Source organism: Bdellovibrio sp. NC01 (assembly GCF_006874625.1).
In the GTDB taxonomy this organism is placed as follows: Bacteria; Bdellovibrionota; Bdellovibrionia; order Bdellovibrionales; family Bdellovibrionaceae; genus Bdellovibrio.
Genome location: NZ_CP030034.1, coordinates 3906903 through 3930288, shown reverse-complemented (window position 1 = coordinate 3930288; position 23386 = coordinate 3906903). Strand labels below are relative to the sequence as shown.

General features: G+C 44.7%; 23 protein-coding genes. 9 read left to right on the top strand and 14 right to left on the bottom strand.

From position 1 onward, the window contains the following. Positions 1–68: 68 nt before the first annotated feature. From DOE51_RS18880 to hemW, 4 genes are all read right to left on the bottom strand, one after another. Positions 69–1748 carry a penicillin-binding protein activator gene (locus DOE51_RS18880; RefSeq protein ID WP_142698072.1) on the bottom strand — a complete coding sequence of 560 codons (1680 nt, stop codon included), beginning with the start codon at positions 1746–1748 and terminating at the stop codon, positions 69–71. Then, positions 1745–2770, bottom strand: a complete 1026-nt coding sequence (locus DOE51_RS18875; protein WP_142698071.1) for a DnaJ C-terminal domain-containing protein — start codon at positions 2768–2770, stop codon at positions 1745–1747. The genes DOE51_RS18880 and DOE51_RS18875 overlap by 4 nt, the downstream gene beginning before the upstream one ends. 19 nt (positions 2771–2789) lie before the next feature. Further along, entirely contained in the window at positions 2790–3308 is a 519-nt protein-coding gene (locus tag DOE51_RS18870) for a nucleotide exchange factor GrpE (protein ID WP_142698070.1), read from the bottom strand. A gap of 80 nt (positions 3309–3388) precedes the next feature. Beyond that, positions 3389–4567 (bottom strand): radical SAM family heme chaperone HemW, encoded by a 1179-nt coding sequence (gene hemW / locus DOE51_RS18865; protein WP_142698069.1) that lies wholly within the window; start codon positions 4565–4567, stop codon positions 3389–3391. 16 nt (positions 4568–4583) lie between these two features. Here hemW and DOE51_RS18860 point away from each other — a divergent pair, with 16 nt between their 5' ends. Continuing rightward, positions 4584–7190 carry a pitrilysin family protein gene (locus DOE51_RS18860; RefSeq protein WP_142698068.1) on the top strand — a complete coding sequence of 869 codons (2607 nt, stop codon included), beginning with the start codon at positions 4584–4586 and terminating at the stop codon, positions 7188–7190. Positions 7191–7229: 39 nt separating this feature from the next. Here DOE51_RS18860 and DOE51_RS18855 read toward each other — a convergent pair whose 3' ends face one another. After that, a complete protein-coding gene (locus tag DOE51_RS18855; RefSeq protein WP_142698067.1) occupies positions 7230–7862 on the bottom strand; it encodes a hypothetical protein in 633 nt (210 codons plus the stop codon). Positions 7863–8050: 188 nt separating this feature from the next. After that, entirely contained in the window at positions 8051–9448 is a 1398-nt protein-coding gene (locus tag DOE51_RS18850) for a lytic transglycosylase domain-containing protein (RefSeq protein WP_142698066.1), read from the bottom strand. A 342-nt stretch (positions 9449–9790) separates the two neighbouring features. Here DOE51_RS18850 and DOE51_RS18845 point away from each other — a divergent pair, with 342 nt between their 5' ends. The 6 genes from DOE51_RS18845 (at position 9791) to DOE51_RS18820 (ending at position 12907) form a co-directional block, all read left to right on the top strand. Further along, entirely contained in the window at positions 9791–10315 is a 525-nt protein-coding gene (locus DOE51_RS18845) for a hypothetical protein (RefSeq protein ID WP_246845191.1), read from the top strand. An 18-nt stretch (positions 10316–10333) separates the two neighbouring features. Next, on the top strand, positions 10334–10669 hold the full coding sequence (locus tag DOE51_RS18840; RefSeq protein ID WP_142698064.1) for a twin-arginine translocase TatA/TatE family subunit: 336 nt from the start codon (positions 10334–10336) through the stop codon (positions 10667–10669). Next, positions 10666–11430, top strand: coding sequence for a twin-arginine translocase subunit TatC (gene tatC / locus DOE51_RS18835; RefSeq protein ID WP_142698063.1), 765 nt, complete (start codon positions 10666–10668; stop codon positions 11428–11430). Before DOE51_RS18840 ends, tatC begins: the two co-directional genes overlap by 4 nt. Positions 11431–11587: 157 nt before the next feature. Continuing rightward, the gene (locus DOE51_RS18830) at positions 11588–11986 is read left to right on the top strand and encodes a hypothetical protein (protein WP_142698062.1); all 399 of its coding nucleotides are present in this window, start codon (positions 11588–11590) and stop codon (positions 11984–11986) included. Positions 11987–12161: 175 nt separating this feature from the next. Further along, positions 12162–12527, top strand: coding sequence for a hypothetical protein (locus tag DOE51_RS18825; protein ID WP_142698061.1), 366 nt, complete (start codon positions 12162–12164; stop codon positions 12525–12527). After that, positions 12527–12907, top strand: coding sequence for a hypothetical protein (locus tag DOE51_RS18820; RefSeq protein WP_142698060.1), 381 nt, complete (start codon positions 12527–12529; stop codon positions 12905–12907). The genes DOE51_RS18825 and DOE51_RS18820 overlap by 1 nt, the downstream gene beginning before the upstream one ends. An 80-nt stretch (positions 12908–12987) precedes the next feature. Here DOE51_RS18820 and DOE51_RS18815 read toward each other — a convergent pair whose 3' ends face one another. From DOE51_RS18815 to deoC, 7 genes are all read right to left on the bottom strand, one after another. Then, positions 12988–13515 carry an acetyl-CoA carboxylase biotin carboxyl carrier protein subunit gene (locus DOE51_RS18815; protein WP_142698059.1) on the bottom strand — a complete coding sequence of 176 codons (528 nt, stop codon included), beginning with the start codon at positions 13513–13515 and terminating at the stop codon, positions 12988–12990. 1 nt (position 13516) lies between these two features. Beyond that, positions 13517–15019 (bottom strand): acetyl-CoA carboxylase biotin carboxylase subunit, encoded by a 1503-nt coding sequence (accC, locus tag DOE51_RS18810; protein ID WP_142698058.1) that lies wholly within the window; start codon positions 15017–15019, stop codon positions 13517–13519. Positions 15020–15033: 14 nt separating this feature from the next. Further along, a complete protein-coding gene (locus DOE51_RS18805; protein WP_142698057.1) occupies positions 15034–16599 on the bottom strand; it encodes an acyl-CoA carboxylase subunit beta in 1566 nt (521 codons plus the stop codon). A 171-nt stretch (positions 16600–16770) separates the two neighbouring features. Continuing rightward, on the bottom strand, positions 16771–18006 hold the full coding sequence (locus DOE51_RS18800) for a S8 family peptidase (RefSeq protein WP_142698056.1): 1236 nt from the start codon (positions 18004–18006) through the stop codon (positions 16771–16773). A 270-nt stretch (positions 18007–18276) separates the two neighbouring features. Continuing rightward, positions 18277–19092, bottom strand: coding sequence for a purine-nucleoside phosphorylase (locus DOE51_RS18795; RefSeq protein ID WP_142698055.1), 816 nt, complete (start codon positions 19090–19092; stop codon positions 18277–18279). A 27-nt stretch (positions 19093–19119) separates the two neighbouring features. Then, positions 19120–20439, bottom strand: coding sequence for a thymidine phosphorylase (locus DOE51_RS18790; protein WP_142698054.1), 1320 nt, complete (start codon positions 20437–20439; stop codon positions 19120–19122). After that, positions 20439–21101, bottom strand: a complete 663-nt coding sequence (gene deoC / locus DOE51_RS18785; protein ID WP_142698053.1) for a deoxyribose-phosphate aldolase — start codon at positions 21099–21101, stop codon at positions 20439–20441. The genes DOE51_RS18790 and deoC overlap by 1 nt, the downstream gene beginning before the upstream one ends. A gap of 142 nt (positions 21102–21243) precedes the next feature. Here deoC and DOE51_RS18780 point away from each other — a divergent pair, with 142 nt between their 5' ends. Further along, complete coding sequence (locus DOE51_RS18780; RefSeq protein WP_142698052.1) at positions 21244–21726, top strand: hypothetical protein; 483 nt, start codon at positions 21244–21246, stop codon at positions 21724–21726. Next, positions 21726–22244: a hypothetical protein gene (locus tag DOE51_RS18775; RefSeq protein ID WP_142698051.1), complete on the top strand. Its 519-nt coding sequence runs from the start codon at positions 21726–21728 to the stop codon at positions 22242–22244. The genes DOE51_RS18780 and DOE51_RS18775 overlap by 1 nt, the downstream gene beginning before the upstream one ends. Positions 22245–22274: 30 nt before the next feature. On the opposite strand, the gene DOE51_RS18770 is transcribed toward DOE51_RS18775, so the two are convergent. After that, positions 22275–23372: a type IV pilus twitching motility protein PilT gene (locus DOE51_RS18770; RefSeq protein WP_142698050.1), complete on the bottom strand. Its 1098-nt coding sequence runs from the start codon at positions 23370–23372 to the stop codon at positions 22275–22277. Positions 23373–23386: the final 14 nt, after the last annotated feature.

Sequence of the window (23386 nt, the reverse complement as noted above, 5' to 3'; positions counted from 1 at the left end):
TGGTGTTCCTTAGACGAGGGGGGCCAAAAAGAGGGTTAATATTTTGCCATTAAATATTTTTATGGCTGTTATTTGCGGATTTTCAAAGGAGCGATCTCGCCCTTTTCCACTGTCAGAGCGGTTACTGGGCGCTCGATTTCCCTGTCGGGACTCATACTTAGAGGCCCCAAGGCACCAGGGAACTTATTCAGTTCTGTGAGCTTTTTAACAAGATCCTGGCGCGAATCAGCACCCGATGCGATCAATTGACGCAAAATTAAACCGGCATCGTAAGCCTGAATTTCGATAAGCGAAGGAGTCTCGTTATACAAAGATTTATATTCGTTCACGAAACGCGATTGCTCTGAAACCGTTGGTGCAAGCGAGTCTACGAAGATTAAGTTATTAGCAAAGTTACCAGCACGTTTTGCAATGCCAGCCGTATTCCACAAGTTTGTGCCCAACAATTTTACGCCACGCACATCATTGAATGCCAACATCGCAGCGATCTGACCCAAGGCTTTGGCGCTGTCAGGAATAAAGATCGCATCAAAATCTGTGATCGGTGGAAGAACCGTTTCAACATTGTCTTTGCGTGCAGATCTTTTTTTATCTGACTTTTGCATTTCTTTAACACGCATATTGAATTCATCTTGGCGAGCTTCGCCATAGTAGTTTCCAACAAGGCGTTGAATGACCAATCTGAAATCTGTCTCTTTAGTCGAGTAAGTTTGTACAGCAGTGACTTGACCACCGCGCGCCAAAACTTCATCCCAGAAGATATTTGTGAATTCGATACCGTATTGATCGTTCGGGTAAAGCACGGCGAATTTCTTCATGCCGAAATCTTCCATCGCGGTACGCACCAAGTAACGAACTTGCATTTCCGATGTTAAAGAGTTTCTGAAAACAGTCGGACCGATCTCTGTCAAACCAGAGCGTTGCGAAAGTGCGATGGAAGGCACGCCAAGCTCATCCGATTTCGCTGCGACGGCTGGTGCAGTTTTACTTAACAAGCTGCCAACGACTGCGATGACATTATCTTCTTTCACCAAACGCTCAACCCCACGGCGAGCAGAATCGGGATTGCCTTCAGAGTCCATGACCGCCAATTTAAAGCTCGATCCAGGAAGATGAAGGCCCAAGCCCATTTCAAGTCCACGAAGCGCACGTTGGCCCACTGGCGCGTTTTTACCGCTAAGCGGAAGAACCACTCCCACTGTTTTAGATTCAACGTTTTTACTAGCTTGCAGTTGCGACAAGATATCTTGCGCGCGAGCGGCCAAGTCGCTGCCCGGTAAGTAATCCATCACACCAGAGAAATATTTTTTCGCCTTCGCCTGATCGCGATCTTGCAAAGCTTTTTCACCAAGACGGTACATGGCATTGCCGCGCACATAACCGTAATCAGAATTATCAGCGACTTCTTCAAGTTGTTTTTCATTCAACTTGTTATCAACGATATCAACAGCACGTTGGCGATAAGCCTCTTGCTCTTGTTTTGTTGGAGCTGTGATTGATTCCATCACCAAATTTTTAAGCACAGCCATTTGATCCGCTTGAACAGCGACCGGCGCACTTGTCACAGGCGCTACTTCAGGCGGCTTACTTGGAGTCATACCACCAACATGTTTCCCTTTCTTGGCAGAAGATGTTGTAGCTGCAGTTGCTGTCGTTTGACGAAGCTCGGGACGTTTAGTCGCGACTGTCGTGCAAGATACTAGCAAGCAAGCTGCCGTTACTAGGGAGTAGTGGTGTTTGCGAATCATTTTCTGTTCCTCATAAGCTGTGTCACCTTCTCTTGAAATGCTTTCACCATTGGAGTCGGTTCTGCTGATTTCGCTAATTCTTCCATCAATTCTTTTTGTTTCGATGAAAGTGTGTGTGGAGTATCGACTAAAATTCTAACCAACATATCGCCTGAACCAAAGCCGCCGATTTTCGGGAAGCCTTTGCCTTTCAGACGGAAAATCTGGCCAGAGTGTGTGCCAGGCGGAATGCGAATCATCGCTTTTCCAGTTAAAGTTGGCACTTCGATGTTAGTACCAAGGATCGCATCCACATAAGAAACGGGAAGGTCCAAAGTCACATCATTTTCATTGCGTTTAAATAGTGCATGTTCTTGCACGCTGATAATCACGTATAAATCACCCGCAGGACCTGACGATCCTGAATCACCTTCGCCAGCAAGTTTTAAACGCTGACCTTCTTTCACGCCCGCAGGAACGTTGACAGAAAGTTTTGCTGACTCTTCTTTACCGCCGCGTTGGCGCATGAAGCTGATGACTTTTTCAGTACCTAAAGCAGATTCCTCAAAGCTGACATTCAAAGTGTAACGAAGATCCGTGCCCTTTGTTTGACGACGAGTGCGAGGGCCCGCACCAGCATGACCACGACCGGCACCACCGAAGATGTCACTAAAGACATCACCGAAAATATCTTGGAAGGGATCGCCACCGTTAGCAGATCCACCGCCAAAGCCGCCACCACCTGGGCCGCCAGCTCCACCAAATCCTCCGAAGCCACCGGCACCACCGAAGGGGCCAGAACCCGCGCCACCAAAGCCTTGCGCGCCCGCATGACCGAATTGATCATACATATCGCGTTTCTTTTGATCGCTCAGAACTTCGTAGGCTTCGCTCAGCTCTTTGAATTTTTCTTCAGCCTTTTTATCGCCCGGATTTTTATCAGGGTGATACTGCATCGCTAATTTGCGATAGGCTTTCTTGATCTCATCAGCCGATGCAGATCGAGAAACATTCAAAATGGAGTAGAAGTCTTTTTTAGACAATCAATGCCTCGTTAATTAATTATTCTGGTTTCTTTGCAACAACAACTTGTCCAGTGCGGATCACTTTGTCGTGCATTTTGTATGGCTTCTTGAAAACGCGAGCCACGTGTCCAGCTGCAACTTTATCTGTTGCTTCACTGCTAAGTGCTTCATGAATATTTGGATCGAACGCAACACCTTCAGAAGGAATCTCTGTGATGTTATGACGAGTAAGAAGATTTTTTAATTCAGTCGCAGTCATCTCGACACCTTGTTTGTATGTGCCAAGATTTTCTGGAGTGACAGTGACGGCCAACGCGCGATCGAAATTATCTACGATCTCTAGAAGTTCACGGACGAATCTTTCGCCGCCGTATTTAATTAAATCAGAACGCTCTTTGATCGCATTACGTTTGTAATTTTCAAACTCTGCGCGCAAGTACAGATAGTCATTTTTAAACTTATCTGCTTGTTCTTGAAGTTTCTGAATTTCAGAAGAGCCTGCAGCGGCGTCCGCGTTTCCTGGATTTGAATTTTGAGAGTTATTTTCTTCTGACATGATGGATCCTTTCGCAATAATTAACATTGTGTATTCATTGGAGAATGTCAATGTCAGTCAGTGCAGAAAGGAGGGTCTAACTAGACCTCAATATCTTCTTTGAGGAACGTCAATTCTTGGAAGACTTTGTTGCTGATAACAACACCGTCACGAGTCAATGACCATGCGCTGCCATCGCTTTGCACCCAGCCGCGCTCTGTCAGCTTATTCATGATGCCAGAGACCTGATGGAAGACAGCGGCAGGAAACTTTTCTTGCAATGCGCGTTCGTTAAGGCCCTGCATAAGACGCATCGAAGTATGACAAAAGTCTGTAAGTGCTTGATGCATTTCAAGCTGTTCAAATTGTTCAGATGGCAAATGTAAAGCAGGCGAAGAGTATTCTTTGCCTTGATGTTCTAAGATTTGTTTTTTGTATTCGCCAATAGAGTTGATGTTCCAATAGCGCGTACCGAAAGCTGATTCTTTCGAATAAGAATGCGAACTTAAACCAAGGCCCCAGTAGGGCTCATCAATCCAGTACAACATGTTGTGACGTGATTCATAACCTGGAATTGCAAAGTTTGAAATTTCGTACTGTTTAAAACCATGGCCGGTTAATTGTTCCGCAATGAAATCAAACATATCGACTTGTTCATCATCAATCGCGCGACCCTTCGAAAGTGGATGGCCATCAGGAACTGTCAGACAATAAGGGCTGATATGTTTTGCACCTTGTTCGACAGCAATGCGCACGTCGTTCTTCAAGCCTTCTAAAGTTTGTGACGGCAGTGCGAACAAAATATCGAAGCTGAAATTCAAATTATGCTTACGCAAAAGGTCCAGCGTTTCCAATGTTTGTTTCGCGGAATGTTCACGATGAACCATTTTCAACAAGCGATCATCGAATGTTTGCGCACCGACGCTGAAGCGGTTTACTCCAGCGTCCAAATAGATTTTTAATTTTTCTTCACTGACAGTTGCCGGATTGATCTCGATCGTGATCTCGGTGTCAGGTCTAGTTGTAAAGCCAAATCTACCCAGCTCTTTGATAACCGCTACAATAAGATGAGCAGGGATCAGACTGGGAGTTCCACCACCAAAATAGAGGGTGTCCAGAGTTTGAGGTTTGTAGTAGCGATGCTTTTGGCGAATCTCTTCAAACAAAAGATCCACGTACTGATCCGGCGGCAAAATTTTCGTTTGCTCGTAAGTAGCGAAGTCACAATAAGTGCATCGCTGAATACAGTAAGGGATATGAACATAAACGCCAAAAGCCATGGGAGTTATGTAGAGTATGTCTAAAAAATTTCAACTAAAAAACGGTCTAAAGGTCCTTTTGTTACCAAGCCACAAATCTCCTGTGGTCTCTGTACAAATGTGGGTGAAAACGGGATCTGCCGATGAAAAGCGCGGAGAAGAGGGTATTTCTCACTTTATCGAGCACTTGGTCTTCAAGGGCACGCGTAAATACGGCGTCGGCGAGATCGCATCAACAGTTGAAGGCTCTGGCGGGGAGTTGAATGCCTATACTTCTTTCGACCAAACGGTGTTCTACGTAACTATTTCAAAACAATTCTCTGACGTCGCGATGGATGTCATCAGCGAAATGATGGGTTTCCCAACATTCGATAAGCAAGAAATCGATAACGAACGCGAAGTGGTTATTGAAGAGATCAAACGTGGTCAAGACAGCCCCGGTCGTCGCGCTAGTCAGTTGTTGTTCACAAATACCTTCCGTAAACATGAATACGGCCGCCCCGTGATTGGTTTTGATAAAGTGGTGCGTGGTGTTTCGGTTAAGAAAATTCGTGAATACTATCAAAGCCGTTACGTGCCTTCGAATATGTTCTTGGTTATTGCCGGTGACTTCGATGTCAAAGACATGAAGAAAAAAGTCGAAACAATGTTCGGCGGTTTTGCTGCCTTTAAACTTCGCAAAGTGAAACGCACGAAAGAACCTGTACAAGCCGGTATTCGTGTTAAAGTTGAAGAAGCAAAATTTGAATCGACGACTGGTTATCTGACTTGGCGTATTCCAAACGTAAAACACAAAGACATCGCGGCCCTTGAAGTGATGTCAGCAATTTTCGGTCAAGGTGATTCATCACGTTTAATGAAAGCGTTGCGTATCAACGAGCCTCTGACAAACTCTGTCGGCTCATTCAGCTATTCAATGCAAGATGACGGCCTGTTTTCGATCTCTTTCAATCTAGAAAAAGAAAATTTGCAGGCAGCACTAACGAAAATGATTCCAGAAATCGTGCGCATCATTGAAGAGCCGCCAACACCGGGAGAGATGCAGAAGGCGATTACGAATTTCGCCAGCCACGAAGTTTATTCGATGGAAACAGTGGATAACATCGCTCGCAAAGCGGGTGGTGATGAGTTCTATTACGGTGATCACGATCACTATCGCAAATACATGAAGGACGTTTATTCGCTAAAACCCGAAGACATTCAGAAAGTCGCGAAAAAATACTTCAAGTCAGACGCTTTTGGTCTGTCGCTTTTGACGAACATGGAAAAGAAAGAAGCCGAAAAGATCTTAAAGACTTTTGCTAAAGATCTGAAGAAAGCTTTGACGACTTCAAAAGCTAAAAAAATAGCGAAGCCTGTTAAATTCACGGCGAAGAAATTCAACATCAATGTGGGCGCGGTTGAGCACACGCCAAAAACTGAAAAGATTCAGTTGAAGTCGGGCGCGACACTTTTAATCCGTGAACAAAAAGACACTCCGTATGTCGCGATGAAAGCGGCCTTCTTAGGTGGTGTGCGTGTAGAAGATAACAATCAAGAAGGTTTGACTGAAATCTTCTCGCGCAACTGGTTGTCTGGCTCAAAAAACTTCACTGAAGACGAAATCAATCTGCGTGTTGATGAACTTGCCGCGGGTATTAGCGCATTTGGCGGTAGAAACTCTGTCGGTCTTTCAATGGATTACCTATCGCCATTTGAAGACAAGATGTTTGAAATCTACAAAGATGCATTGTTGTATCCGCAATTCCCATCAACGATCTTAGAGCGCGAAAAGGTTGTACAAAAAAACCAAATCAAAGCGCGTCAAGATAATCCAGCGCAGTTATGTGTGATGGCATTCATGAAGGAAATCTTCAAAGGTCATCCGTATTCACGCGACTTACTGGGCACGATGGATTCGATTGCAGGTGTGACGCCGGAAAAATTGCACGCGTATTATCAGAAAATTGCCCACGCTAACAACCTGACATTCTGTGTGGTTGGCGATGTTAAAACTGATAAATGGGTGAAAGAGCTTGAAGAGCTGACAGCCGCTTTGCCAAAAGGTGCCAGAATTAAGAATTCATTCCCAGCGCCGGTGTTGAAAGAATCGAAACACTTATTCCAAGAGCTTAAAAAAGAACAAAGCCACATTATCGTTGGCTATCAAGGTTTGACGTTGGATAGTCCAGACCGTTATGCGCTTGAGATCATTCAGTCGATCTTAAGTGGTCAAGGTGGTCGCTTGTTCCTAGAGCTTCGTGATAAGAATTCGCTCGCGTATTCCGTATCACCGATGCACATGGAAGGTATTGAATGTGGATATTTCGGTGGATATATCGGTTGTTCGCCAGAGAAATCAAATAAAGCAATTTCAATGTTGAAAGAAGAGTTTAATAAGCTTGTGACGACGAAAGTGGGCGAAGATGAATTAACTCGCGCACAAAGATACTTAATCGGTCGTCATGACATTGAATTGCAACGTAAAGGTACGATCTGCAATGCGATTCTATTCGATGATATCTATGGCTTGGATTATAAAGACAGCCTTGATGTTGCAGATAAGTATTTTGCGGTGACACCTGAAGATGTTCAGCGTGTGGCTGAAAAGATTTTCTCGCAACCAAGTATCGTTAGCCTTGTGGGGCCCAACGACATCAAATAAAAAAAGGCCGGGACGACCGGCCTTTTTCTTTTTCAGCGATTAGCGAGCTCTTGCAACCACAGTGACAGCGCAAGTTCTTGTGTACATTGATAGCGGAGCTGCTGAAGCGACCGCACGACATTCGTGGTATTCTTCTTTAGGACCCGCAATGTAGAAGCGGCGACGAGTATATGTATCGTGGCTAGTAACCTGACCACGCGAAGTTACTTCGCAAAGTGTGTGGTATTTTGAACTGCAATCGTTCACAGCGTCGCGTTCCGCTTCAGAAGCAGAAGAATCACGGCATGTTGCTTCAGTCGTTTTACGTTCATCATAGTGACCAGAGCCAGAAACCGGAGAGATATAATTTGGTGACTTGCTAACATAGCGCGAAGCTATGTGACAGGAAACAATGCCTTCAGTTTGGGAATTACAGTCGCGAATGGCAGTCTCAAGTTCACGATCAGCAGCGATGTTTACTTGGCGAAGACAATCGTAATCATCAACTCCCACCGCAGTGATTTCACGAGTAGATTCTGCACGAAGTGCACGTTCGCGACGTTCAAGTTCTTTGCGACGAGCCTCATCGTCTTGTTGTTGATCGAATTGCCCTGGGCGAGATTCATTCGCCGCATGAGCCGATGTTGCATGAACCGATAAGATAACTAGACAAAACAAAAGCAAACTTTTCATAAATCCCCCCGTTGTATTTTTCGCGACAGCATCGCGATCCCCGCAAGGACCAAATACAAAAGTCGGACCATAGGAAAAAGGATTAAAACGCGAAGATTCGGGAGACTTTTGACACCAAAACGGGAGCAAAGCTCCCGCGGTTTGAATTGCGCTCAGGCAGATTTTACAAGATCAGGACAAAGTGCGCCTTAGCGGCCGATCTCTGCATTCATGTTCAAAGAGACATCGTTGCGGCTAAGTTTTGATTTTGATGGGCGAGACTCTTTAGCTAGCAAGTTCTTAAGGACTGCTTTCGCTGAATCGTTGACCATCAATTTAAAGCCTGAAGGAATCGAAGCGTTCTTTTCAACGGCGTTTTTCAAGTCAGGGTTGAACATGATGAAGTCATCATTGCTCAAGCCACTGACGCGCAACAATTCTTTCGCAGAAATGGTGCGTGCAAGTTTCACTGAATGAACTTCCAAAGATTTTTCTTTGTTCAAGTCTTTAAAGATGTCCTGTTGGTAGCGTTCAGCATAAAGAGCTGCCAAGAACTCTGAATAGAAGTTCGAAGACGCGAAGTCGAAATTTTTAGTTCTATAGTCAGCGACGATATCGCCTAGGTTTTTAGAACCCACCTCTTTGATCGCTTTACGAATGCCCGGAGGACCATGATTCCACGCCGTTACAGCCAGTGGCCATGATTTATAAAGGATCATGTGGTTTTCTTTTAATAGTTTCGCTGCAGCCTCTGTCGCTTTAAATGGCGAGTGGCGTTCATCAATATGATGATTCACAGTCATGAAGCTACGGCCTGTATTGCCCATGAATTGCCAGATACCCGATGCACCGACCTTGCTGACTGCGTGTTTGTTAAAGCTCGACTCCACGAATGGAATACGTGTTAACTCAACCGGTACGCCAAGATCTTTAAAGATCTCTTCCATACCTGAAAGATAAAGTGGACTTACTTCTAAACCTTCTTCAAAGAAATTCTTCTGGCCAGTTTGCACACGAAGATTTTTTAAAGCTTCCGCTGCATTCTCCTGAGGCTTGCCAGGCAAGGCGTTCAGGGCCTTTGCAACCAACGTTTCGTATTCGTCTAAGTTATCTAAGTTTTTACGTTTAGAAAGAGACTTCATAGCGTCGCGGATTTTCGCGACTTCATCTTTAACGAACTCATCAGCCTTTACGTTACGCAACCAACGATGTTTCGGAAGTTCGGCATTGATGATAGGCGAGACATCTACAACTTTATACACAATCCACGGATACATCGAGTTATGGATCACGCGGTTGTTATTGTCATAACGAGTATAGATATCAAACCAGAAGCCCACGCGATCACGCATGTCTGCTGGGATTTTAAAATCTTCAGATACTTTATTGCTGTAATCGCTAAGGATTTCTTCGCGGTTGTAAACGATGTTTGGATCTTTCTCCAATTTCATCGCGCTAAGAACAATCTTGGTGATCTTCTTAACTTCGATTGGGAAGCTCGCAGAATTGAAAACCGCAACAGCCATAGTCGCCGTCATGATTGTCAGGACAATCCCGTGAGTGCTTCGTTTTGAGACTAATTTGCCAACCTTATTAAGTACTTGCATACCATGATAAAGAGCAATGGGGGTGCCACGCGGGGGTGCTGTTAAAACGCCTGCACAGCCAAAACCTGTATAAAAAATAGTCGATAGATCACAAATTCGGCTGAAAGAGGGCTCACCTATGGCCCAGATTTCTTTAAACAACTAACCATTTTGAGCCGATAAGTTGTTATCCTAATAAGAGGAGAAATAGGTATTTCTCACTCTGGGATACACTCGAGGAGCTGTCAGCGAATGAGGGAAAAGCCATCGTCGACAACAGTAGAGCTCTTACTGAGTCCGAATGGATTCTTCCAAGAGCTCGTTCAGAAAGGCCTTTCACAAAGGAAGATACAAACTTTTCCTTTGGTAGAAAGCTATCTTGTAAATCTGCTTAATCATTATCTTGATGCGCGAAATCTTTTTGATTCTGCATATGCGAATGAAGCAGGTCAGAAAAATCCGCAAACCTTGGCAGAGATGTTCTTAACTGCACAGAATGCAGAAGCCTCTGCGAAAATCGAAATGCTGCGTAAGCTTGGTGATAAAGCTTTATATATCAGTGGCTTCTTCGGCGATTCACTTCATCGCAAAGTCGTCGATGTGGATTATTATGCGGATATCGGTGGAGCGGCCTATGCGTCGCTAGCACACGTCACGCGCGAAGATACGATGGCAAAGGTTTATAGTACATTTTCGCACCGATTCTTGGACTTTGTAGATGTACTCACTTACATCTCTCATCACTCATTTGTGAAGAGCGACCAAAGCATTCTGCGCCTCTATGATCGCTATATGCGAACTGGCTCGGAATTGGCTCGTGAAAAGCTTGAGGAGATGGGCGTTGTGCCTTTGCCCCATGACCAGGTAAAGCTTGGCAAACAGGGCTGATTCCACTATTCTGCGGCCATGTTTGGCTTAAGTATTTTCGAGATTATTTTCCTGGCTGGTTTGGCGTTGATCGTGATCGGCCCGAAAGAGCTTCCACAAGTGGCTCGCACGCTAGGTCGTTTTCTAAATGAACTTAAACGCAGCACTTCGGGTTTCACAGAAGAGTTGAAACAACAAGCGCGCATCGATCGCATTGATCTATATGAGGCTCCGAAAAAAGCTCCTACGCAAAATCCAAACAATCCGCACTCAAATACAGAACCTGTGGCAGAGAAAAACACAAGCGACGTGGATCCTGCGCAAATGGAACTGACAGAGCAAAAACCTTCCTCTAGCGAAAATAAAAATTCATGAGCAGCACTGAAGAACTAGATTCAAAGGGACAGTCGATCTTCGAGCATCTTGCGGAGCTTCGCATTCGCTTGGTTTACAGCGCTTACATTTTGATCGTAGCGACAGGTATCTGCTACGGCTTCAGTGAACACATCTTCAATTTTATCAGAGCACCGATTCAGCCGTACCTTCCTGGTGGCGGTTTGATCTATACAGGCCCGCTGGATAAGTTCTTGGCGCATATTAAAATCGCATTCGTGTGCGGGATCATCATCTCGTGCCCATTGTGGTTGTACCAAGTATGGAAGTTCGTAGCGCCGGGTCTTTATCAGCGCGAAAAGAAATATACGTTTGGCTTTATCATCTCTGGAACTTTGTTGTTCTTGTTGGGTGCAGCGTTTTCGTATTGGGTTGTGTTGCCGATGGCCTTCCACTTCTTGATGAACTTCGGTGGGAACATCGATAAACCAATGATCTCTATTGATCAGTATCTTGGTTTCTTCACGCAGATGTGTTTGATGTTCGGTGTCTCTTTCGAATTGCCTTTGATCATCTCGATTTTGGGTATGATGGGTATCGTAAGCCAAAAGTTTCTTAAGGAAAAACGTCGTTACGCTATCATGGGTTTGGCCGTTGCTTCTGCGATCATCACTCCACCGGATTTGATGAGTATGTTGATGATGTTAGTGCCAATGATCGCGCTTTACGAAATCGGTGTTTTCGTCGTCGGTATCTTCGAAAGAGGTCGTGCCGCCGAAGCCCGTGTGAATGAACGTGAATAGAGTTTAGACAGTTTTCCATCCCAGGAACGACCAGTCTGTCGTCGTTCCTGAAATTTCTTCCCGCACTTAAATTCTGATAATTTTGAAACTAGGTACTTTGTAAGTTCATCGAGTATTCTGCGTCGCACTTGAATAACTCGAAAAAAGGTTCTTACTTATGAAATTACTTATCTTCTCTTTAGTTTCTATTTTTGCTTCTGCTTCATTTGCTCAAGGTCATATCGTTTGCAAAAACGAAGGCTTCACTAAACTTGCGATCGACTTCCAAGTTCAGGGTCAAAGCTTGAAGGCAACAGTTCTTGCTGCGAACTCTGATGGTGATGAATACATGCCGAAAGTAGGCGACAAAGCCGTTTTAAATCTTGATAAAGAAGCTTCAAAGGCTGACTGGGCGATCTTCAGAACGACTGATGGTATCGACAGCCGTGGTTACTCTTTGAATGTTAAGAAAGCTGATCTTGCAGCAGGCGGAACTTTCCGCGGTGTTGTTGGCACTTCAACTGAATATAGCGATTTGACTTGGGCAAGCTACGAAATGTCTTGCACAGTTCGCTAGTTCAATAAAAGCACACTACTGAAATATTAAGGGAGCAAGTAAGCTCCCTTTTTTTATTTGTCCTCACCTGTGGCGCAGGACCGCAATCTGATCCATGCGTTTCCATCGAATTTGACTTTCAACACTCATTCTTCTGTAATTTAAGAGTCCAAAACAAAATACAGGGGAGTTATCTGTGAACAAAATGTTTCTTCTAGGAGCATTGTTCTGCTGTGGTTGCGCTACTTACAACTACGCGAGCAATGTAAAAATGATTTCTTTCGATGACAACGTTCAAAAAGGTCAATCAGTTGGCCAAGTACGCGGTGAAGACTGCACTTGGAACGTACTAGGTTACCAATTGGGTGGTTTGCCAACGATCGATCGCGCATTCACAAATGCTCGTTTCGGCGCCGGTGGTTTGGAAGCTGCTGGTTTCCAACAAACTAAGCGTGTAGATGGTCTTCGTTACGTGAACAACGTAACTACTAAGAACGAAGGTTTCAACGCTGGCGTTGTTGCTAAGAACTGCATCGTAGTAACAGGAATGGGTTATAAATAATGAAAAACGTAAAACTAGTTCTAGCTGTTGCTTTTTTGGGTTCCCTTTCAGCATGTGCGATGAAAACAAAAGTTCTTGATGCTGGTGCAGTATCAATGACTCGCACAAGCCTAGCTCCGGATCAAAAACTTCAAGAAGTGGGTCCTGTGACGGGTCAATTCTGCTCTAGCACTTTTGGTGACAAGGGTGTTGTTGGTTTGATCGATGAAGCGGTTAAAAACGCGCAGGAAACTAATAAAGTGGACATGATTACTGCAGCTTCTTTCTATACAACTGGTAACGGTTGCATGACTGTAGAAGGCACTGGCCAAAGAATCGTTCCAGGTCACGCGACTGCGACGAACACAGGTTCAGGCATGATCAAAGGTAAAAAGAGATAATCTTTTTGCTGGCGATAAGCAGAAATAAAAAAGGGAAGCTTCATCAGCTTCCCTTTTTGTTTTTTAAATGTACGATCGAACTATGGCTCTTCGAATTTAATCAAGACAGCGCCTGATTCAACAGAGTCACCTTGTTTGACTTTGATCTCTTTGATCTTCACATCACGAGTTGCGCGCATCTCGTTTTCCATTTTCATCGCTTCCATGATTAGAAGCGGCTTATTGGCTTTAACGATATCGCCTTCTTTCGCGAAGATCTCGATGATCTTACCTGGCATACCTGATTTCAATTCCATGTCGCCACCGAAGCCGCCGCCTTTTTTCAATGATTCATGCAAAAGCATTTCGTCATTGAAGATTTTGATCGAACGGAACGAGTTACGCGTGAACACTGTGTATTCAGTGTCCGAGCCAACAACGTCAATTAGGTACGATTTACCTTGGAACAAGAAGCTGATGTATTCTTCGGCCTCTTTAAAGTCATTTTTAGAAATGTCATAGTGAACCCAAGGTTGTCCTTCAGCTTGCAAAGAAACTTTCCAAGTGTTGCGACCTTCAGATACATCGACTTTATATTTTTTATCTCTAAGTTCTGCTTCGAAATACATGTTACGTCCTCAACTGCATTTTGCGGCCTAAGCGTCTCCATGTAGAGCTCACGTTAAGCTGACGGATATCCTTCGATTTACGATCGTTGTAGGCTTCAATAGCCGCCGCGATCAAGAACACTGGATCTTCAACTTGTTTGAACATCTCTGGCTCGATAACTTCGAAGTTTTTCTCGATAAATTGTGTCGTGTAAGAACCATCACGGAAAGTCGGGTGATCCAAAATCGTTTTATGAAGAACGATGTTTGTTTTGATTCCCGTCAATACGAACTCAGACAATGCACGTTGCATTCTGTTGATCGCTTCTTCACGTGTTTCACCCCAAGTGATCAATTTAGCGATCATTGGATCGTAGTAAATTGGCACGTTGTAACCAGGGTAGGCGTATGAATCCACACGCATGAACGGACCTTGTGGGTGACGGCATGCGCGGATGACACCTGGATTTGGTTTGTAAGTAACAGGATCTTCCGCACAGATACGTGCTTCAATCGCGTGACCTTTTTGTTTGATATCTTCTTGTTTGAAGCTCAATGGTTTACCAGCGGCAACCATGATCTGCTCACGAACCAAGTCAAAACCCGTCACGATTTCAGTGATGGGATGTTCTACTTGCAGACGAGTGTTCATCTCCATGAAGTAGAATTCTTTAGTTGTGTTGTCGAAGATGTATTCGATTGTACCAGCACCTACGTAGTTGATCTGTTTTGCTGCGCGAACAGATGCTTCACCCATGCGAAGACGAACTTCGTGTGGAACAGAAGGTGACGGAGACTCTTCGATGATCTTTTGGTTACGACGTTGCACAGAACATTCACGCTCAAACAAATGAACATGGTTGCCGTGTTTATCGCCGAACACTTGGATCTCGATATGTTTCGGATCGTTGATGAACTTTTCGATGTATACAGTTGGATCTGCGAAATAGTTCTGACCTTCAGAGCGGCAAGCGCGGAAGGCACTTTCAAACTCGTCCATCTTGCGAACCACACGCATACCTTTACCACCACCACCTGCAGAGGCTTTGATGATAACTGGCAGACCGATTTTTTCTGCGATCTTAATTGCTTCTTCAACAGTTTCAACACCGCCATCAGAACCAGGAACCGTTGGGACACCCGATTTTTTCATCAATGTTTTGGCAGAGATTTTGTCGCCCATTGATTTGATGTTCGCAACTGTTGGACCGATGAACGTGATGCCTGCTTTTTCACAGGCTTCAGCGAAGTTTGTATTTTCAGACAAGAAGCCGTATCCAGGATGGATCGCATCTACGCCTGCTTGTTTGGCAACTTCGATGATTTTTGCATAATTCAAATAGCTCTCTTTAGATGGAGAAGGCCCAATATGATAAGCCTCATCCGCCAAGAAAACGTGTAAGCTGTCGCGATCCGCGTCCGAGAATACTGCAACTGATGCGATACCAAGCTCACGGCAAGCGCGAGTGATACGAATTGCAATTTCCCCACGGTTAGCGATCAGGATTTTTTTAAACACAGCCATTTTCGCTCCCTGTCCTACAAAGGAATGTTGCCGTGTTTTTTCGCCGGCGGAATTTCACGTTTATTTTTCAACATTTCCAAAGAATCGATGATGCGCTTACGAGTCAACGCTGGCTCGATCACTTCATCAGTGTAGCCAAGCTCTGCTGATACGTAAGGATTGCTGAACTTCGCTTCGTATTCTGCTGTCAGGCGAGCTCTTTCAGCTGCTGGATCTTTTGCTTTCGCGATTTCTTCACGGCTGATGATGCTAACCGCGCCATCTGCACCCATAACTGCGATTTCAGCAGAAGGGTAAGCCAAGTTTACGTCTGAACGAAGAAGTTTAGAACCCATCACGATGTAGGCACCACCGTAAGCTTTACGAGTGATGATAGTGATTTTAGGAACGCTTGCTTCAGCATAAGCGTACAACAATTTCGCACCGTGAGTGATGATGCCATTCCATTCTTGGTCTTTACCAGGCAAGAAGCCAGGAACGTCAACGAACGAAACAACTGGAATATTGAAAGAGTCACAGAAACGAATGAAGCGTGCACCTTTACGTGATGCTTCGATGTTCAAGCAACCAGCCAAAACTTGCGGTTGATTCGCAACGATACCAACAGGACGACCGTTGAAGCGTGCGAAACCGACGATGATGTTTTGAGCGTAGTGTTTATGAACTTCCAAGAAATAACCTTCATCCACGCACTCTGTGATTACAGCATTCATGTCGTAAGGTTTCTTAGGGTTGTCTGGAATGATAGTAGTGATGGCTTCAGTCAAACGATCCGGACGATCTGTGTTCGGAAGAACAGGAACGTCATCCAAGTTGTTTGAAGGAAGGAAGTTCATCATTTCACGGATCAACAACAAGCAGTGCTTGTCATCTTCAGCAGCGAAGTGCGCCACACCTGATTTCGCAGAGTGAGTTGTTGCGCCACCAAGATCTTCTTTCGTTACTTCTTCATGAGTCACAGTCTTGATAACATCAGGACCAGTTACAAACATGTAGCTTGAGTTTTTAACCATGAAGACGAAGTCAGTGATTGATGGAGAGTAAACCGCACCACCAGCGCATGGACCCATGATTGCTGTGATTTGTGGAATCAAACCAGAAGCCATTGTGTTGCGAGTGAAGATATCTGCGTAACCACCCAGTGATTCGATACCTTCTTGAATACGTGCACCACCAGAGTCATTCAATGAAATGAATGGAGCTCCGTTTTTCATCGCAAGGTCCATCACTTTGCAGATCTTGTTCGCTTGTGTGCGAGACATAGAACCACCGATAACAGTGAAATCTTGAGAAGCCACGTATACTAGTTTGCCATTGATACGACCGTAACCAGTGATAACGCCATCACCTGGTACAACGTTTTTATCCATTCCGAAGTTTGTGTTGCGATGAACGACAAAACGATCCATCTCTACGAAGCTGCCTGGATCAAGAAGTACATCCAAACGCTCACGAGCACTTAGGCGACCACCTTGTTTGTGTTTTGCAACACGAGCAGCTCCGCCACCAGCCATTGCAGCTTCATTTCTTTTTTCAAGGTCAGCAAGCTTCGCTTGAATCCCTGTCGACACTTCACTCATAAAAATCCTTTTCTTAAGCCTGCCGACAAAAAGTCAGCAGCCCCATATTTCTAGAACTGAAAGGAAATATTTTTACCTGTGAGTGGTAAGGGAAGCATCTTAAAACGACAGACGCAGAGCATACTATTTGGCTCTGCGTCTAAAGATCTATCTTATTGATATCAGTAATTTTTAAGGAACTAGCGTATTGAGTACTTGCAAGGCTTTTTGAACATTTATTCTACCTCGAGTACTTACTTTAAATTCGTGTCCAGAAGTGACGTCAACAGACTGTAAAAGCGCTGATTTAATTTGTACCGCTGTCGCGTTTGGTTTTGCACTCCACAACAAGGCCGCGGCACCACTGACGAACGGAGTCGCCATACTTGTACCATCCATGTACGCCGTTCTGTTGCCAGGAATCGTACTTAAGATTTGTTCACCCGGAGCCGCCACATGTACAAGGCTGAAACCACTGTTTGACCATGAAGTCATGAAATCACTGCGCGAAGAAGCCGCGACCGTGATTTGATTTGAAAGATTAAACGAAGCAGGGAATTCAGGATCGACATCGATATCACGACCATCGTTGCCAGCAGCAACCACAATCAAAATACCTTTGGCTTCAAGTTGTTGAAAAGCGTTTCTTAACGAAGCCACACACGGAGCCCCACCCCAACTTGCATTAATGATCTTCGCACCACGAGCTGCCGCGTATTGCAGAGCTAGTACGGCATCACCCAATGAACCACCACCATCATTAGCGATGAATTGCGCTGGAATAATTTGCGCACGGGGAGCTGTGCCGTAAACACTTCCTGAAGAAGGATCGGCCGCGATAATACCTGCCACGTGAGTGCCGTGGGGACTTACGGTCGACGCAGTACCAGGATTAGAAACAAAACTTGCGCCGTAATAGTCATCAACATATCCATTGCCATCGTCGTCCTTTCCATTGTTTGGAACTTCGCCAGTGTTAATCGCAATACGTGGAGCAATCTGTGGATGAGTCACATCAACATATGCATCGACCACTGCGACTTTAATATTTTGTCCGTAAATACCTTGCGACCACAAAGCATCAGCATGAATCATCGTCTGACCCCATGGGTCTGCAGCGGCTGTTGTTGTGACCGTTGAAGATGTCGAGCGATCCAATTGAATCAAACGATCGTATTCAACTTGTTTGATATTACTAAGATTTGGTTTGATGAATTTTTCTTTGAATTCATCCGCGTCTTTCGCAGACTCGACAGTGAATTTTCCATCTTCCCATTGAACGATGAATTTATTTTTTACTGCTTGTCCCATGCATGCGCTGGAATCAAGAGCACTGTTCTCTGAAAAAACTGAATCGGCAGATTTAGCGCCACAAGCTGATAATACAAAGATGCAGGCAGCCGCCGAGAGAAACTTTTGAACATCCATGTTCACTCCCTGTGCGGGCCCATACTGGTCCCATTTTGAAGACGCGTCTCCAAGCCCACACCGGTTAGCTCTTCGGAAATAATATGTCTTATTTTGAGGCTAGATTTCTAGAGGCACGCTAAGGATGACGTGAAAACCAGTGCTTAGCAGAGTCGTGTGAAAGGATTTCACGCCAAGTTTTCAAGAAGCATGGATAACCGGAGCTAGAAGTAAGTCTAGCTCCGGACTAGTTGTGCCTAAACGAATAGGACTTTTAAATTTTTATAGGAATTAGATGTTCGTGATGAACTCTTTAAGGAATGAAGTGAACTGCATCTCTACGCGTTTCGCAGTTTCAGTCACTTCATCATGAGAAAGCTTTTGCGCAGAAATACCCGCAGCCAAATTCGTAATGCAGCTTAAAGCCGCAACACGAAGACCCAAGTGATTCGCAGCAATAGTTTCTGGCACAGTACTCATACCAACAGCTTTACCACCAATAAGTTTCAAGTAACGAACTTCTGATGGAGTTTCGTAAGTAGGACCACTCACGCCACAGTAAACGCCTTTATGGTAACGAGTTCCTTGCTTTTGCAGAACTTGCTCCATGATTTGGATAAGGCGTTTATCGTAAGCTTCTGTCATATCAGGGAAGCGAGGTCCCAGTTCCTTAATGTTCGGACCCATCAAAGGATTCGTGCCCATCAAGTTGATATGATCTTCAATAATCATGAAATCGCCGGCGTTCATGTTTTCACCGAAGCCACCAGCAGAGTTTGTAAGGATCAAGTTTTCAACGCCCAACAAAGCCAAGGTACGAGTCGGGTGCACAACACTTTCCATGCTGTGACCTTCGTAATAATGATTGCGACCTTGAAGAATCACAATCGCTTGACCGCCCACTTTACCGAAAATCAAATTTCCAGAGTGGCCTTCAACTGTTGGTGGAGAAAAATGCGGAATATCTTTGTACGGGATCGTTGTTTCAACTTCCACGTCTTTTACAAATGAACCCAAGCCAGAACCCAATACGACACCGATCTTCGGTTTAGCCGAAGTTTTTGTGCGAATGAAGCTTACTGATTCTTGAAGTTTATTTAGTACCAAAATCTATTCCTTTGTTGTCCTCGAGTATTAACTCAAAACTTTGAGTATCAAACTAGGCTTTGCAATTTTTGGCAAGGAAATATTAATCGCTGATTTCAGAAGAGGCACTGCTGATTGCAGAAGATCTTTGTCATCACCGAATAAAGTAAACACTGTATCACCAGCTTTTACTTCATCGCCAACCTTAGCATGGAACTCAATTCCCGCTGTAGGAGCGATTATATCCGTCGTCTGCGCTCTACCAGCCTTAATCAAGATGCCCGCAACGCCAATACTTTCGGTATTGAATCCGTGTACAAACCCTTGCTTATCAGCTGTCACAACGACGCTGTGCTTCGGCGTCGGCACAGCGGATAAATTTCCGCCGTGAATAGAACAAAGTTCTTCAAATTTTGCCATCGCTTTTCCAGAAACCAAAATGTCTGTCGCGATTTTGTAAGACTCTTCTTCATTTTTACCAACACCCGCAAGAAGCAACATGTGAGCAGAAAGGCGAAGACTTAATTCGCGTGTATCTTCATACATATCGTACCCGTGAACACCGATATGTTTTTCATTTTTCATGATGGCAACACACTCATCAACTTCCAAAGAGTTACCCGCAAAGCGGCCCAAGGGTTGATCCATATTCGTCAATAGCGCAGTTACTTTTTTGCCGTAACCCTTTGCGATGGCCATCAAGTTGATCGCAAGTTCTTCAGCCAATGCTGGAGTTTTCATGAATGCTCCAGAACCATACTTCACATCTAGAACAAGGCCGTCGATACCTTCAGCCAATTTTTTCGACATGATCGAAGCGCAGATCAACGGCAAACTTTCAACAGTCGCCGTCACGTCGCGAAGAGCATAGATTTTTTTATCAGCAGGGCAGATCTCTTTTGTTTGACCGATAAAGCAGATCGCGTGTTTGCGAACTAGCTCTACAAATTCAGTCAAAGATTTCTGCGTGTTGAATCCAGGAATAGATTCCAATTTATCAAGTGTGCCACCGGTATGACCCAAGCCACGACCAGAAATCATTGGCACTGGCACACCAGCCGCGGCGACGATAGGACCCAAGATCAAACTTGTTTTATCGCCCACGCCACCAGTTGAATGTTTATCTACTTTGAAACCTTTGACAGACGAGAAATCGACAACTTCGCCAGAAAACAACATCGATTTTGTCAGAGAAAGAGTTTCTTCTTTCGTCATGCCTTTAAAAAACGTCGCCATCAACAACGCAGCCATTTGATAATCAGGGATTGAGCCGCGAGCGTAACCCAAAATGAATTCGTTGATTTCGTCGAAGCTTAATTCGCCGCCATTGCGTTTTGTTTTAATAATCTCTGCTGGAAGAAATGCCATTAGTAACCGCCTTGAACCGTTTGACCTTGAACCAAAGCAACACCAGAGCTCGTGCCTAAACGAGTTGCGCCTGCTTCGATCATTGCTTTTGCTGTGTTAATATCTTTGATGCCGCCGGAAGCTTTCACTTCCATTTGCGAACCAACAACAGACTTCATTAATTTAACGTCTTCAACGGTTGCACCACCGCCACCGAAACCCGTCGATGTTTTTACGAAGTGCGCACCTGCTTGAAGAGCTGCTTTGCATGCTAGAATTTTATCTTCTTCATTAAGCAAAGAAGTTTCGATGATAACTTTCACCGTGTGACCTTTTGCTGCATCAACAACAGCTTTGATGTCGTCACGAACGTAATCCAAACGACGATCTTTCAAAGCGCCAATCTGAATAACCATGTCGATTTCCTGCGCGCCATTAGCGATCGCAGTAGAAGTTTCAAATGCTTTAGAAGCAGTGTCCATGGCGCCCAAAGGAAAACCAACGACACAGCAAACTTTCACGTCAGAGCCTTTTAAAAGTTCTGCGCAAGTCTTAACAAAAGACGTGTTTACACAAACACTGAAAAAACTGTTCTCACGGGCTTCCGCGCACAGCTTTTCGATCTGCGCCGTTTGGGCCTCTGCTTTTAGTAATGTATGGTCAATATAACGACTTAATTGCACGTCAGATACCTTTGTTGGGTGTAAAGGATAAAAGTAGCCCAGAAGGAGACATCTGTCACTAGGGCATTGTTAGTTTCGCTAAGGGAAAAAAGTGAATAAGGTCGAGTTTACTTTCGGACGTGAACTTGTTTAGAATATCAATATGAACAGAAGCAAAATGATTTCCAGTACAATGGTTCTTTTAGCAGTTCTTGTCTCTAGCTCCGCCATGGCGGCTGATGTCTGCGTCAGTAATGCGAGCGAATTTTCAGCTCAAAGTGCGAATCTTCCACAAGTTGTGCAAAAGCTTCCGGCTATGCTTGTCACAGACGGCTTTTTAGTAACTGCGGGTTTAAAGATTCGTACGGCCGGCGATAAATTAAAACTTGAAGGCTACGTGTGGAAACCGGGCGAGATCATCGTGGACGATGCTTACGTCAGTAAAGCCTGTTTTGACGGAAAAAATTTTGAAGTCACTTTAGAAAGTGGCAAGTCGTATTCCGTTAAAGTGAAAGGCGACAAGAGCGTTAGCATTCAAGGCGTGACCTTCGATAAATCCAGCGAAGCGAAATTTGCAAGCATCGTTGAAAAAATTAAAGCTGAACAAACGAAACGAACTGGTGTCTCTAGTTCCGGAGTTCAATAATGAAATTTCTAACCACTGCAATTTTAGCTCTTACATTTTCATTCACGGCATCGGCGAAAGTTAAATTTTCTCCGTTGCCAGTGCGTTCGACGGAAACGATTGAATTCACTTCAAAGAATGACCAAAAGTTTTTGGACTTCGCAAAAAATGATGAATTCCTAGGAGTCATCACTCGCTCGGGGGAGAAGGGCAGTCTGCGCATCGTGGATCTGTATTCCTTCCCAGATCAAAAAGCGGTTCCGATGGAAAAAGCATTGTGCGAAACGCTTGTGGGAAAAATCTTTGGATCGTTGGATAAGATTTCCTTGAAGGCAAAAATTGATATTTATGAATCGCACACTGGCAGAACGTGCGAAGCGCAATTGATGGATCCTGATAAGGAAGCCAAAGTTCCAGAGCGTCGTGTGATTGTTGGATTTATTAATGCAAAAGCGAAAGCGATTGTTTTTAGATTTACAAAGAAATCAACGAGCAGTGAACAAGAGAGCGTCCGCAAATTCTGGGACACTCTCCGCTAAGCTGGTCTACACCGTCTTCGACGGAGTAGGCTAACCGACTTTTTTCGGAATACCACCAGCGCCACCCATTGCACTTGTTGCAACAGTATCGCCACCACCAGCTTGACCCAAGAAAGTCTTTGCATCAGATGCAGAGACTTTTCCTTTTTTAACAAGATCCTCAATGTATTTTTCAAATAGAATCATACCTTGGCTTGAACCTGTTTGCATTGCTGATGCGATTTGATGGACTTTACCTTCACGAATCAAATTGGCAATCGCTTTAGAGTTTCTCATGATCTCGTAAGCGGCAACACGGCCTTGACCGTCCGCGCGCGAGAACAGCGTTTGCGCCACAACTCCACGCAAGCTTTCTGCAAGCATTGTACGGATTTGTGCTTGTTGACCCGCAGGGAAAACGTCGATGATACGATCGATTGTTTTCGAAGCGGAATTCGTATGTAGAGTACCGAATACGATATGACCTGTCTCTGCAGCTGTTAATGCCAAAGAGATTGTTTCTAAGTCACGCAACTCACCCACAAGCAAGATATCTGGGTCTTCACGCAGAGCTGCTTTCAGGGCGTTACCGAAACTTTTTGTATGGCTACCAACTTCACGTTGATTCACCAAAGAACGAATATTTGGATGCACGAACTCGATCGGATCTTCAACAGTGATGATATGTGCTTCGCGAGTCGCGTTGATTTGATGGATCATCGCCGCAAGCGTTGTTGATTTACCGGAACCTGTTGGGCCTGTCACAAGAATCAAACCACGATCACAATCGATCATGTCCATGATTGCTGGAGGCAAACCAAGTTCTTGAGCTGTTTTAATTTTCTCTGGGATAATACGGAACACAGCGCCTAAGCCTTTGCGTTGCATGAAGATGTTGCAACGGAAACGACCAATGCCTGCAAGTGTGTAGGCGAAATCGAGTTCCCATTTTTCCACGAATGCTTTCTTTTGCTTTTCAGAAAGAATTTCGAAGATCAGACCTTGTACGTCTTGATTTGTGAGTTCGCGATAGTTCAGTGGAACCATGTTACCATGGAGGCGCAAATACGGTGCGGCACCGCTTGTCACGTGCAAGTCGGAAGCTCCTTGCTCAACCATGAGTTTGAACAGTTCGTCTATTGTTGCCATCATTCACTCCATAA

What these genes read in the sequence shown, in the direction of transcription:
- accC (WP_142698058.1), bottom strand. Translation starts at nt 15,019, where the DNA reads ATGGCTGTGTTTAAAAAAATCCTGATCGCTAACCGTGGGGAAATTGCA.
- DOE51_RS18830 (WP_142698062.1), top strand. Translation starts at nt 11,588, where the DNA reads ATGAAATTACTTATCTTCTCTTTAGTTTCTATTTTTGCTTCTGCTTCA.
- hemW (WP_142698069.1), bottom strand. Translation starts at nt 4,567, where the DNA reads ATGGCTTTTGGCGTTTATGTTCATATCCCTTACTGTATTCAGCGATGC.
- DOE51_RS18770 (WP_142698050.1), bottom strand. Translation starts at nt 23,372, where the DNA reads ATGGCAACAATAGACGAACTGTTCAAACTCATGGTTGAGCAAGGAGCT.
- DOE51_RS18840 (WP_142698064.1), top strand. Translation starts at nt 10,334, where the DNA reads ATGTTTGGCTTAAGTATTTTCGAGATTATTTTCCTGGCTGGTTTGGCG.
- tatC (WP_142698063.1), top strand. Translation starts at nt 10,666, where the DNA reads ATGAGCAGCACTGAAGAACTAGATTCAAAGGGACAGTCGATCTTCGAG.
- DOE51_RS18805 (WP_142698057.1), bottom strand. Translation starts at nt 16,599, where the DNA reads ATGAGTGAAGTGTCGACAGGGATTCAAGCGAAGCTTGCTGACCTTGAA.
- DOE51_RS18800 (WP_142698056.1), bottom strand. Translation starts at nt 18,006, where the DNA reads ATGGATGTTCAAAAGTTTCTCTCGGCGGCTGCCTGCATCTTTGTATTA.
- DOE51_RS18815 (WP_142698059.1), bottom strand. Translation starts at nt 13,515, where the DNA reads ATGTATTTCGAAGCAGAACTTAGAGATAAAAAATATAAAGTCGATGTA.
- DOE51_RS18870 (WP_142698070.1), bottom strand. Translation starts at nt 3,308, where the DNA reads ATGTCAGAAGAAAATAACTCTCAAAATTCAAATCCAGGAAACGCGGAC.
- DOE51_RS18860 (WP_142698068.1), top strand. Translation starts at nt 4,584, where the DNA reads ATGTCTAAAAAATTTCAACTAAAAAACGGTCTAAAGGTCCTTTTGTTA.
- DOE51_RS18880 (WP_142698072.1), bottom strand. Translation starts at nt 1,748, where the DNA reads ATGATTCGCAAACACCACTACTCCCTAGTAACGGCAGCTTGCTTGCTA.
- DOE51_RS18790 (WP_142698054.1), bottom strand. Translation starts at nt 20,439, where the DNA reads ATGGCATTTCTTCCAGCAGAGATTATTAAAACAAAACGCAATGGCGGC.
- DOE51_RS18850 (WP_142698066.1), bottom strand. Translation starts at nt 9,448, where the DNA reads ATGCAAGTACTTAATAAGGTTGGCAAATTAGTCTCAAAACGAAGCACT.
- DOE51_RS18855 (WP_142698067.1), bottom strand. Translation starts at nt 7,862, where the DNA reads ATGAAAAGTTTGCTTTTGTTTTGTCTAGTTATCTTATCGGTTCATGCA.
- DOE51_RS18780 (WP_142698052.1), top strand. Translation starts at nt 21,244, where the DNA reads ATGAACAGAAGCAAAATGATTTCCAGTACAATGGTTCTTTTAGCAGTT.
- DOE51_RS18820 (WP_142698060.1), top strand. Translation starts at nt 12,527, where the DNA reads ATGAAAAACGTAAAACTAGTTCTAGCTGTTGCTTTTTTGGGTTCCCTT.
- DOE51_RS18775 (WP_142698051.1), top strand. Translation starts at nt 21,726, where the DNA reads ATGAAATTTCTAACCACTGCAATTTTAGCTCTTACATTTTCATTCACG.